Here is an 11,698-nt window from a genome sequence, read left to right on the forward strand (position 1 = left end):
TGGGCGCCATAATAGCGCCCGACGAAGGTGTCCAAAATCATTAGGCCAGTTCAGACCCGCTCCCACAGGGTTTGTGCAAGACCTGTGGGAGCTGGCTTGCCAGCGATGCGGCCGGTGGGCCAGCTTTAGTGCGGCGCTCTTCCAAGCCCTTCTATCATTCGCATAGAATGATAGAAATTCTCATTTGCTCTTCGAGTCGCCATGACCGATTCCAACCCCGCCCTGCGTCAGCAGGTCAGCCACCTCTACCGGGCTCATCACCGCTGGCTGACCGGCTGGCTGCGCCCGCGGGTGGAATGCCAGGACCTGGCCGCCGACCTGGTGCAGGATGTGTTCGTCCGCGTGCTCAGCGCCGACGATGCCAGTGACCGCCTGCGCGCCGTGCGCGAACCCCGGGGCTACCTGGCGACCATCGCCCGGCGCTTGATGATCGATCATTTTCGCCGCGCGCGGCTCGAGCGCGCCTGGCTGCAGGCGCTGGCCGAGCAGCCCGAAGCCCTGGACATCTGCGCCGAGTCCCGGGCCATCCTGCTGGAAACCCTGTGCGAGCTGGACGGCATGCTTGCCGGCCTCGGCGCCCGGGTGCGCAAGGCTTTTCTGCTTTCGCAACTGGACGGCATGACCTACAAGGCCATCGCCGAAACCCTTGGCATCTCGGTGGTTACGGTCAACCGCGACATCGCCAAGGCCCTGCACCATTGCACGCTGTACAGCCTGCAACACGAGGTCGACTGATGGCCGCCCTGGACTCGCGCCAGCTCGCCGCCCTCGAGCAGGCCGCCGCCTGGCGTGCGCGCCTCGGTGATGAAAGCGCCGGCAGCGCCGAACACGCCGCCTGGCACGCCTGGATGCAGGCCGACGAGCAGCACCGCTGGGCCTGGCAGCAGGTCGAACGGGTGCAGCAACGCCTGCAGCAGATGCCCACGCGTCTGGCCGGGCGCACCCTGGAACTGGCCGGCCAGCAGCCGGCGCTGGGCCGTCGTGGTGTACTCAAGGGGCTGGTACTGATGGCCGGTGCCGGTGGGCTGGGCTGGAGCGGCTATCAGCAGGCGCGCCAAGGCCCCTGGTTCGCCGACTACCACACCCGTACCGGCGAACGCCTGAGCCTGACCCTGGACGATGGCAGCCAGGTCCAGCTCAACACCGCCAGCGCCCTGGACGTACGTTTCGACCCTCAGCAGCGCCTGCTGGTGCTGCGCGACGGCGAGGTGCTGATCACTACCGCCAAGGACCCGGCCAATCGACCCTTCCGGGTACAAACCCGTCACGGCACGCTGCAGGCGCTGGGCACGCGTTTCTCGGTGCTGGCCGGCGAAAACACCACGCGCCTGGCCGTATTCGAAAGCCGTGTGCAGGTGCTGCCGGGCGAGCAGGGTGGCGGCGCGCTGCTGGAGGCCGGAGAGCAATGCCGTTTTGCCAACCCGGCGCTGGTGCTCAGTTCGCCGCTGGAAACCAACCTGGACGCCTGGAGCAAAGGCCTGCTGATCGCCAACGAGCAGTACCTGGGGGCGTTTGTCGCCGAGCTGGCGCGCTACCGCCGTGGCTGGTTGCGCTGCGCGCCGGAAGTGGTGGGGCTGCGCATCAGCGGCACCTTCAGGCTCGACGACCCGGCGCAGATCTTCCGCGCCCTGGAAAGCACGCTACCGGTAACGGTCAGCCAGCGCACGCCGTATTGGGTGACGGTAAAGGCACGCCAGTAAAAGTATTTTTCATGCAAATGATATTAATTCGTCTTGTCGTTCGACTTATGGAAGGCAGGCCCACTGCCTGAATGCCAACCAGAAGAGAACGCATCGAATGAGAACCCGCCGGATTCACCACGCCCTGCGCTGTTGCGCGCTGTTGTTGCCCTTGAGCATGGCCCAGGCCGAATCGGCCACGCGCAGCTACGACCTGGGGCAGGACGATCTTGGCCAGGTGCTGACCCGTTTTGCCGCCGAGGCGGGAGTGGTGCTGTCGTTTGACCCGGCGCTGACCCAAGGCCAGCGCAGCGAAGGCCTGCATGGCCAGTATGGGGTCGAGGAGGGCCTGCGCGCCTTGCTCGCCAGCAAGGGCCTGGCGGTGATCAAGGAAGCGGACGGGCGTTACAGCCTGGTACGGGAAGTGAGCGAGGCGGGTGCGATCAACCTCAGCGCCACCGAGGTCACCAGCAACCAGTTGGGTACCATCACCGAAGAGAGCCGCTCCTACACCCCCGGCACCATTGCCACCGCCACACGATTGGTACTGACCCCGCGCGAGACGCCGCAGTCGATCACCGTGGTGACCCGCCAGCACATGGATGACTTCGGCCTCAACAACATCGACGACGTGATGCGCCACACCCCGGGCATCACCGTCTCGGCCTATGACACCGAGCGCAACAGCTACTACGCGCGCGGCTTTGCCATCAACAACTTCCAGTACGACGGCATTCCCTCGACCTCGCGCAACGTCGGTTACTCGGCCGGCAACAGCCTCAGCGACATGGCCATCTACGACCGCGTCGAAGTGCTCAAGGGCGCTACCGGATTGCTGACTGGCGCAGGCTCCCTGGGCGCCACCATCAACCTGGTGCGCAAGAAGCCCACCGCCGAGTTCAAGGGCCACTTCGCCCTTGGCGCCGGCAGCTGGGACAACTACCGCAGCGAACTGGACGTCAGCGGCCCGCTGACCGACAGCGCCAATGTGCGTGGCCGGGCGGTGGCGGCCTATCAGGACAAGCACTCGTTCCTTGATCACTACCAGCGCAAGACCAGCGTCTACTACGGCATCCTCGAGTTCGACCTCGACCCTGACACCTTGCTGACCGTTGGCGCCGACTACCAGGACAACAACCCCAAAGGCTCCAGCTGGTCGGGCACCGTGCCGCTGTACGATGGCAATGGCGACACCAACAATGTTTCGCACCACTTCAACAACGCGGCGAAATGGAGCAGTTGGGAGCAATACACCCGCACCGTGTTCGCCAGCCTCGAGCATCACCTGGACAACGGCTGGGTGGCCAAGGCCCAGCTCGATCACAAGATCAACGGCTACCACGCGCCGCTCGGCTCGATCCAGGGCTACCAGCCACGCAAGGACGGCACCGCCGGCATCTATGCGCAGAAGTACACCGGCGAGACCGTGAGCGACTCCCTCGACCTGTATGCGAGCGGGCCGTTCCAGTTGTTCGGCCGCGAGCATGAGCTGGTGATCGGCAACTCCTTCACCGCCTCGCGCTGGAAGGGCAACGACTACCGCAATGTCACCCATGCCAACAACAACATCGCGGACTTCCCCAACTGGGACGGCGACATTGGCGAACCCGACTGGGGCCCGGTGGCGGCGCGCACCGACGACAAGGTGCGCCAGAACGGCACCTACCTCACAGCACGCCTGCACCCGACCGACGACCTGACCCTGCTGCTCGGCGGGCGCCTGGTCAACTACAGCTACGACGGGATCGAGGACAACAACAAGGAAAACGACCGCCTGGTACCGTACGTTGGCGCGGTCTATGACCTCAACGACACCTACTCGCTGTACGCCAGCTACACCGATATCTTCATGCCCCAGGACGCCTGGTTCCGTGACCGTACCAACCGCCTGCTGGACCCGGACGAAGGGCAGAACTACGAACTGGGTCTGAAGGGTGAATTCCTTGACGGCCGGGTCAACGCCAGCCTTGCCTATTTCGAGATCCATGAGAGCAATCGTACGGTCGAGGACAACCAGTACAACGGCAACCCGACCAACCCCGACGTGGCCTTCGCCTGGATGGGCGTGAAAGCCAAGACCAAGGGCTTCGAGGCCGAAGTCTCGGGCGAGCTGACGCCAGGCTGGCAGTTGCAGGCCGGTTACACCCACAAGGTGATTCGCGATGACGATGGCCAGAAGGTTTCGACCTGGGAGCCGCAAGACCAGGTCAGCTTCTACACCAGCTACAAGCTCAAGGGCGCACTGGAGCGGCTGACCGTCGGCGGTGGTGCGCGTTGGCAGGGCAAGGGCTGGCAGGTGCTGCACAATCAGCCCAAGGACATCGACGAGGAATTCGCCCAGGATCCGTTCTGGCTGGTGGACCTGATGGCCCGCTACCAGTTCACCGATAGCTTTTCGGCCACTGTGAATGCCAATAACCTGTTCGATAAACGCTATTACACCAATATCGGTTTTTATAATTCGATGTCTTATGGTGACCCGCGCAACTTGATGTTGACCACCCGCTGGGATTTTTGACTGGCTAAATAAAAACGCCCCCTGAACCCTATGTAAATACTGTCAGTAGGGCGCCTGCAGCTCCCACAGCAAATCTGTGTACGCCGTACCTGTGGGAGCTGGCTTGCCAGCGATGAGGCCGGTTCAGCCAACATCAGCCGTCGTCTGAATTGCGACGTTCGTGCTCCAGCAACCAGCGCTTGCGTTCAATCCCACCGCCATAACCGGTCAGCGCGCCGTTGCTGCCCACCAGCCGATGGCAGGGGATGGCCAGGCTCACCGGATTCAGTGCATTGGCCAGGCCTACTGCCCGCGCGGCTGCAGGGTTGCCAAGCTGCGCGGCGATCTGCCCGTAGGTGCGGGTGCTGCCCACCGGGATTTCCCGTAGCGCCGCCCAGACGCGCTGCTGGAACGGGGTGCCGCCGGCATCAATGGGCACTGCATCAAATGCCTGCAATTGCCCCGTGCAGTAGGCCTGCACGGTATCGGCGAGACCCGCCAGCCCCGCGGTTTCACGCAACTGCACGCCTGTGCCGAAGCGGGTACGCAGCAGCCGCAGCAGGCGTTTTTCCGGCTCATCGAATTCCAGCGCCAACAACTGATCTCCGTCGCTGACGATCAGCACCTGGCCGATCGGCGCCGGCAAGTGCAGGCGGCGCAGCAGCAGTTCGCTCATCAGCATTCCTCGTTCAGGCGTGTTCGATCAGCATCACGGCCAGGGTGTCGGCGTCCAGCGCGTCGAACAGATGCGGGGTATCGGCCGAATAGCTCATGTAGTCGCCGGCCGCCAGTGTCACCGCCTGCTCGACCGGCCCCACTCGGGCGCGGCCGTGGCACAGGATCACATGCTCAAGGGTACCCGGTGGATGCGGTTTTGACAGCCGTGGCTCACCTGGCTGCACCCGCACCCGGTAAATATCGCGCTGAGCCCCCGCCGGGCAGGCGGCGAGCAAGGTGGCGGCGTAATTGGCCTGCTCGGCGTGGCTGGCGGCGCCTTCATTGGCGCGAATCACCTGCACATGCTGACGCGGCTGGCCCATCAGCCGGCTGACCGGCACTTGCAGCGCGCCGGCCAGGGCCCAGAGGGTTTCCAGGCTGGGGTTGCCGACCCCGGACTCCAGCTGCGACAGGGTGGACTTGGCCAGGCCTGCGCGTTTGCCCAGTTCGGTCACTGACAGGCCCAGGCGCTCACGCTCGCGGCGGATGGCGCTGGCCAGCAAGAGGATGGGGGAGTGTGCTTCGATCATTTGTTCGCTATACCGGTCAATTGTTCGTCTTGACGAACGGTTTTCATCTGTTCAGCATAACGGACCTTTGTTCGATATGACAGGAGTCAGCTCGCCATGCACCTGAAAACACGCGGCACCCTGGAGATGACCGCCGCCATGCTGATCTCCGGCACGGTTGGCTGGTTCGTCCTGGCCGCAGACCAGCCTGCGGCCGCCGTGGTGTTCTGGCGCTGCCTGTTCGGTGCGTTGGCACTACTGCTGGCCTGTGCCGGGCTGGGTTTGCTGCGGCGAGGGAGGATTAGCCGGCGCCAGGCATTGGCGGCGGCAGTCGGCGGGGTGGCGCTGGTGCTGAACTGGGTGTTGCTGTTCAGCGCCTATGGGCATGCCTCGATCGCTGTGAGCACCGTGGTCTATCATACCCAGCCGTTTATGCTGGTGGGCTTGGGCATGCTGTTGTTCGCCGAGAAGATGACCGCTGGCAAAGCCGGCTGGTTGCTGGCGGCGTTCGCGGGAATGCTGCTGATCGTCATGGCCGGATCGAGCGCTGATGCGGTCGCCGGTGATTACCGTCTGGGCGTGCTAATGGCGCTGGGTGCGGCGTTTTTCTATGCGATTGCCGCCGTTATCACCAAGCGATTGCACGGTGTGGCGCCGCAATTGATCGTGCTGATCCAGATGCTGGTCGGTGTAGGGCTGCTGGCGCCCTTTGCGCAGGTGCCGGGGTTGACGCGTGCGCCCGCTACCTGGGCCTGGCTGGCCACCATCGGCATCGTCCACACCGGGCTGATGTCGACCCTGCTGTACAGCGCTATCCAGAAGATCCCCACCAGCCTGGTCGGCGCCTTGTCGTTCATCTACCCGGTGGTGGCGATCCTGGTCGACTGGCTGGCCCTGGGGCACCCGCTCAGTGCGCTGCAACTGGCCGGTTCCGGCTTGATTTTGCTGGCGGCGGCGGGGATGACCTTTGGCTGGACGCTGCGGATCACGACCGCTACGCGGCCGATCGCTGGCAAGGCCAGCTCCCACAGGGGGCGCTGAGCGTCCCAGGACTATCCCTCAGAACCACCGATCGTTGCGTTTGCGCCCACGGCTCAAGGCCGGCAGGATCAAGCCAGCGAGCAGGCCGGCACCGGCGATGCCGCCGCCGTAGACCATATAGCGCATCAGCACCTGCTTGTTCTCGTCACCCAGACGCGCCTGAGTGCTGCGCAGTTCCGACTGGGTATCGCCGAGCTCGGCATTCAGCGCCTTGTTGCGTGCTTCCAGCTCGTCGATCAGCGCCTTGCGCGAATCAAGCGTCTCCTGCATGCCTTGTACGCGGGTTTTCCAGCTGTCGTCGATGGTCTTCAACTGCTCGCTGAGCTGGGTCACCTGCCCGGTCAGTTGCGGCAGGCGTTCGGCCTGGCCGGGCACGGCCTGCAGGTCACTGCTGGTGATCCACACGGTGTCTCCGGACTCGCCGCGCACCTGGCTGTAGTTGCCCTGAGTGGTCAGCAAGGTGACCTTTTGCCCGGACTTGAGGTTGCCAACAATGCGGTGGCCATCGGTGGGGCCGCTGCGCACGTAGGTGGTCAGGCTGTCGCTGACCCAGCGTTCGCTGCTGGGCGCGGTTTCTTCGGCGTGCAGCGGGTGGGCAAGGACCAGCAGGGCGCCTATCAGGCTACCGCTCAGCAGGCGGCGCGCGCCCGGGGTGCAGGAGGAAAACAGCGCGGGCGCCGCAGAAACAGGACGAGAGATAGGCATGATGGTCTTCGCGTGAAATAAACAATAAAAGCCCGATGACTGGGCCGGTGAAGAGTCGGCGTGCGCGCAGGCCGCCAGCTGAAAGACCATATTTCTGCAGGCAGGTTCACTGAAGTGGGTAGGAAAATAGCAGCAAATGTTGCGGGCACTGGCTGTGCCCGCAAGCGGGGGAGGGGCTTGAATCAGCTCACGACGCGGTAGCAGGGCACGTATTCGGCACCGCCCGGCAGCTTCATCCGGTGCTGGTCGACGAACGCCTGCAGCAGGTGGCCGAGGGGTTCGAGCACGGCGCTGTCACCCTTGATTTCGTACGGGCCTTTCTCTTCGATCAGGCGGATACCCTTGTCCTTGACGTTGCCGGCGACAATCCCGGAAAACGCCCGGCGCAGGTTGGCGGCCAGTTCGTGCGGCGGCAGCTCGCGGCTGAGCTTGAGCCCGGTCATGTTTTCGTGAGTCGGGTCGAAGGGGCGCTGGAAGCCTTCTTCGATCTTCAGCAGCCAGTTGAAGTGGAAGGCGTCGTTGCGTTCGCGGCGGAACTGCTTGACCTCCTTGAGCCCGTCAACCATCTGCCGAGCCACTTCGGCCGGGTCGTCGATGATGATCTGGTAGTGCTCCTGGGCCTTCTCGCCGAGGGTGGCACGCACGAACGCATGCAGCTGCTGCAGGTACGGCGCGGCGCTTTTCGGCCCGGTGAGGATCACCGGGAACGGCAGGCCGCGGTTGTCCGGGTGCATGAGGATGCCGAGCAGGTAGAGGAACTCTTCGGCGGTACCGGCGCCACCGGGGAAGATGATGATACCGTGGCCGACGCGTACGAAGGCTTCCAGGCGTTTTTCGATGTCCGGCAGGATCACCAGTTCGTTGACGATCGGGTTGGGCGCTTCGGCGGCGATGATGCCAGGCTCGGTCAGGCCCAGGTAGCGGCTGCCGCTCATGCGCTGCTTGGCATGGGCGATGGTCGCGCCCTTCATCGGGCCCTTCATCACGCCCGGGCCGCAGCCGGTGCAGACGTCCAGCTTGCGCAGGCCCAGCTCGTGGCCGACCTTCTTGGTGTACTGGTATTCCTCGGTGCTGATCGAGTGGCCGCCCCAGCACACCACCATTTTTGGCTCGACGCCCGGGCGCAGGGTGCGGGCATTGCGCAGCAGGTGGAAGACGTAGTCGGTGATGCCCTGGGAGCTTTCCAGGTCAATGCGCTGGCTGGCCAGTTCGCTTTCGGTGTAGACGATATCGCGCAGGGCGCTGAAGAGCATTTCGCGGGTGCTGGCGATCATTTCGCCATCGACGAAGGCATCAGCCGGTGCGTTCAGCAGTTCCAGGCGCACGCCACGGTCCTGCTGGTGAATGCGCACCTCGAAGTCTTTGTAGGCTTCGAGGATGGTCTTGGCGTTGTCGACGTGCGCGCCGGTGTTGAGGATTGCCAGCGCGCACTGGCGGAACAGGGTGTACAGGCTGCCGGAACCGGCTTCACTCAGTTGCTGTACTTCACGTTGAGACAGTGTTTCCAGGCTGCCTTTTGGGCTGACAGATGCATTGATAACTTCACGTTGGGGCATTCTGGGTTTCCTGTGAGCGGGTAAACGTCCATCTTCAGAACACCACCATACCGACAAATTGTCGCAGCAACGAGTGCCTTTCGCTGTCAGGCCTTGTCGGCAACACCTGGGGCGGCTCGCCAGCCGACGGCCTGCAGGGCATCGAGCAACTGCTCGGGTTTGAGTGCCAGTACCTTGCTGCCATGGGCTTCGAGGTCGGTGGCCGCCAGCAGGGCATTGACGATGGCTTCCTCCACGGCATCGGCCGCCGCGCTGAACAGCGCCGAGATATGGTCGTTGTTGACCATCTGCACCGTGCTGGTCGGCGGCCCCGGGTGGCCAAAGTTGGCCGCCGGCAGGCTGTTGCCGGTCGAGAAAGCGATGAAGATGTCGCCACTGGAGTCTTCGGTGCCGCCGCCGACCCGTGCCAGCCCGACACTGGCCCGTTGCGCCAGGCGCGTGCACTGGTGCGGCAGCAGCGGCGCGTCGGTGGCCAGGGTGATGACGATCGAACCCATGCCCGGCTCGCCGACGTTGCGCGGTGCGCTAAAGGGCGAATGCACTGCACCCAGCACCTGGCCGACCGGGTAGCCGGCTACCCGCAAGGCGCCGCGCACACCGTAGTTGGCCTGCACCAGCACGCCGACGGTCCAGCCGCCGGCCGCGCTGTCCAGTACCCGCGAAGCGCTACCGATACCGCCCTTGAATTCGTGGCAGATCATCCCGGTGCCGCCGCCGACGCAACCTTCAGCCACCGGCCCCGATTGCGCAGCGGCAAGCGCTGCGTGGACATGCTCGGCAGTGACATGCTGACCCCAGATGTCGTTGAGCACGCCGTCGTAGGTTTCCAGTACCGTGGGCATGCACCAGTAGGTGCGCGCCTTGCCCATCTCGCGCTCGGCCGCCACCAGCGCATCGCGGACCACACCGACGCTGTGGGTGTTGGTGTAGGCAATCGGCGTGGTCAGCAAGCCGGCCTCGCGAATCCACTCAAGGCCAGTGGCATCGCCATTGCCGTTGAGCACGTGCACGCCGGCAAAGCACGGCTGCAGGCTGGCGGCCCGGGCCCGTGGCTCGATCACCGTGACCCCGGTGTTGACCGCGTTGTCGCCGCTGCCGCGCTGCACGGTGTGATGGCCGACACGCACGCCCGGCACATCGGTGATGGCGTTGAACGCGCCAGGGGTGCCCACGCCGATACGAATGCCCAGATCACGTACACGCATTGATTCACAGCTCCTGTTGGAAGGTTCGAAGGGCCCGCGATGGCCGTTGCTCGCACAGCATGACAAGTACTCGGGCAACGGCAATACTGCGTGCCGGTGTGCAGAGTCTAGGAACTCGACCTGCCGCTGGCGATTCCCCCCAATCGTTACCCCCTAGGAGTTACCGGTGAACCTGCTATTCGAAGCCGCCGCCCATCACCACGCCCTGGCCCGGGTCATCGACCAGTTGGGCAGGCCGAGGTTCTGGCACCAGTTGATCGTGCTGCTCGATCAACTGGTGCCTTGCGACACTGCCCTGGCCTTGCTGGTGGAGCGCGACGGTGCGCCGCGGGTGCTGGAGGAATTCGACCGTGGCTTTCGCGATGCGCCTGCGGCGGCGCCACTGTACCTGGGCGGCCTGTACCTGCTCGACCCGTTTATCCAGGCCATGCGCGACGGCCTGGCCGATGGCGTGTACCGCATGGAAGAGGTGGCGCCGGACGAGTTTCGCAAGAGCGACTACTTCAACAACTACTTTCGCGCCCTGGTCGGCGAGGACGAGCTGCAGCTGATCCTCAACCTCGAACCGGGCAAGGTCCTGGCCATTTCGTTGGGTGCCAACCAGCGTTACCAGACGGCGACCATCGGCCAGCTGACCCTGCTGACGCCGTGGCTGCTGGCCCTGATGCGCCAGCACTGGCAACAGCAGCATCCACAGCAGGTCAGCGAGCATTCGACCCCGGTCGAGCGTGCCCTGGAGCATTTTGGCAGCGACACCCTGTCGGCCCGCGAACTGGAAACGGCCCGCCTGGTGCTGCGCGGCAACTCCAGCAAGGCCATCGCCAAGCGCCTGGACATCTCCCAGGAGACGGTCAAGGTGCATCGCCGCAACCTGTACAGCAAGCTTGGGGTGTCGTCCCAATCGGAGCTGTTCAGCCTGTTCTTGCAACACCTGGGACAACACCACCATCAGGAGTGAATGATGCTACGGATACTGGGCAAGGCTTCATCGATCAACGTGCGCAAGGTGCTGTGGACCTGCGCCGAATTGCAGCTGCCGTTCGCGCGCGAAGACTGGGGCTCGGGCTTTCGCTCGACCGCGGAGGAGGCGTTCCTTGCGTTGAATCCGAATGCCATGGTGCCGGTGATTCAGGACGGCGATTTTGTGCTGTGGGAGTCCAACAGCATCATCCGTTACCTGGTTTCGCAGTACGGCGGCCAGCAGCTGTACCCGGCCGAACCGAAGGCGCGGGCGCGGGTCGATCAATGGATGGACTGGCAGGCTACCGACCTCAATGGCGCGTGGAGCTATGCCTTTGTCTCGCTGGTGCGCAAGGCGCCGACCCACCAGGACCCTGAAGCGCTGGCGGCGGGTTGTCGCAACTGGGCGCGCAACATGACCCTCCTTGAGCGTCAGCTGGAGCGTACCGGAGCCTATGTGAGTGGCGCGGACTTCTCCCTGGCCGACATTCCCATCGGCCTGTCGGTCAACCGCTGGCTGCAGACCCCGCTGGAGCGTCCGGCGCTGCCGGCGGTCGAGGCTTACTACGATCGCCTGAACGAACGTAAAGGCTATCGCTTGCATGGGCGCAACGGTTTGCCTTGAGGTCAACCTTAAACACTGCGTCGGGCCTGTGGGAGCCGGACTTGCCGGCGATCGAGCGCGCAGCGGTCGCAATTCAGGCAACGCTGGATGTGCTGGCTGCACCGGCTTCATCGCTGGCAAGCCAGCTCCCACAGGTCCGGCGTACACAAATCCACTGTGGGAGCAACTGTCTTGATCAGGCTGTTTGCTCTCGCCAAGGGGTAT

Annotated in this window: 11 protein-coding genes; 6 read left to right on the forward strand and 5 right to left on the reverse strand. The window is 64.3% G+C overall.

Annotation, left to right across the window (positions count from 1 at the left end; all coding sequences use genetic code 11):
• The first annotated feature begins 201 nt into the window (after positions 1 to 201).
• The 3 genes from ABM562_RS21235 (at position 202) to ABM562_RS21245 (ending at position 4,197) form a co-directional block, all read left to right on the forward strand.
• The gene (locus tag ABM562_RS21235; protein WP_460423247.1) at positions 202 to 735 is read left to right on the forward strand and encodes a sigma-70 family RNA polymerase sigma factor; all 534 of its coding nucleotides are present in this window, start codon (positions 202 to 204) and stop codon (positions 733 to 735) included.
• Positions 735 to 1,700 carry a FecR domain-containing protein gene (locus tag ABM562_RS21240; RefSeq protein WP_115087271.1) on the forward strand — a complete coding sequence of 322 codons (966 nt, stop codon included), beginning with the start codon at positions 735 to 737 and terminating at the stop codon, positions 1,698 to 1,700. Before ABM562_RS21235 ends, ABM562_RS21240 begins: the two co-directional genes overlap by 1 nt.
• Positions 1,701 to 1,797: 97 nt before the next feature.
• Entirely contained in the window at positions 1,798 to 4,197 is a 2,400-nt protein-coding gene (locus tag ABM562_RS21245; RefSeq protein WP_258579123.1) for a TonB-dependent siderophore receptor, read from the forward strand.
• 133 nt (positions 4,198 to 4,330) lie between these two features.
• Here the strand turns inward: ABM562_RS21245 and ABM562_RS21250 are convergent, their stop codons facing one another.
• Positions 4,331 to 4,852 carry a methylated-DNA--[protein]-cysteine S-methyltransferase gene (locus ABM562_RS21250; RefSeq protein WP_258579124.1) on the reverse strand — a complete coding sequence of 174 codons (522 nt, stop codon included), beginning with the start codon at positions 4,850 to 4,852 and terminating at the stop codon, positions 4,331 to 4,333.
• Between the two features lie 13 nt (positions 4,853 to 4,865).
• The gene (locus ABM562_RS21255; protein ID WP_010221765.1) at positions 4,866 to 5,423 is read right to left on the reverse strand and encodes a helix-turn-helix domain-containing protein; all 558 of its coding nucleotides are present in this window, start codon (positions 5,421 to 5,423) and stop codon (positions 4,866 to 4,868) included.
• Between the two features lie 96 nt (positions 5,424 to 5,519).
• Between ABM562_RS21255 and ABM562_RS21260 the strand changes: the two genes are divergently transcribed.
• Positions 5,520 to 6,443 carry a DMT family transporter gene (locus tag ABM562_RS21260; protein WP_115087269.1) on the forward strand — a complete coding sequence of 308 codons (924 nt, stop codon included), beginning with the start codon at positions 5,520 to 5,522 and terminating at the stop codon, positions 6,441 to 6,443.
• Between the two features lie 18 nt (positions 6,444 to 6,461).
• Here ABM562_RS21260 and ABM562_RS21265 read toward each other — a convergent pair whose 3' ends face one another.
• The 3 genes from ABM562_RS21265 to ABM562_RS21275 all read right to left on the reverse strand — a co-directional run bounded on the left by ABM562_RS21265 (position 6,462) and on the right by ABM562_RS21275 (position 9,909).
• Positions 6,462 to 7,148, reverse strand: a complete 687-nt coding sequence (locus tag ABM562_RS21265) for a TIGR04211 family SH3 domain-containing protein (protein WP_115087268.1) — start codon at positions 7,146 to 7,148, stop codon at positions 6,462 to 6,464.
• A gap of 182 nt (positions 7,149 to 7,330) precedes the next feature.
• Positions 7,331 to 8,704 carry a nucleotide 5'-monophosphate nucleosidase PpnN gene (ppnN, locus tag ABM562_RS21270; protein ID WP_115087267.1) on the reverse strand — a complete coding sequence of 458 codons (1,374 nt, stop codon included), beginning with the start codon at positions 8,702 to 8,704 and terminating at the stop codon, positions 7,331 to 7,333.
• An 86-nt stretch (positions 8,705 to 8,790) separates the two neighbouring features.
• The gene (locus tag ABM562_RS21275; RefSeq protein WP_460423251.1) at positions 8,791 to 9,909 is read right to left on the reverse strand and encodes a DmpA family aminopeptidase; all 1,119 of its coding nucleotides are present in this window, start codon (positions 9,907 to 9,909) and stop codon (positions 8,791 to 8,793) included.
• A gap of 166 nt (positions 9,910 to 10,075) precedes the next feature.
• Between ABM562_RS21275 and ABM562_RS21280 the strand changes: the two genes are divergently transcribed.
• Entirely contained in the window at positions 10,076 to 10,867 is a 792-nt protein-coding gene (locus ABM562_RS21280) for a response regulator transcription factor (RefSeq protein ID WP_460423253.1), read from the forward strand.
• 3 nt (positions 10,868 to 10,870) lie between these two features.
• Positions 10,871 to 11,494: a glutathione S-transferase family protein gene (locus ABM562_RS21285; protein ID WP_460423255.1), complete on the forward strand. Its 624-nt coding sequence runs from the start codon at positions 10,871 to 10,873 to the stop codon at positions 11,492 to 11,494.
• Positions 11,495 to 11,698 lie beyond the last annotated feature (204 nt).

The sequence above is a fragment of the Pseudomonas sp. ZL2 genome, from assembly GCF_054788455.1.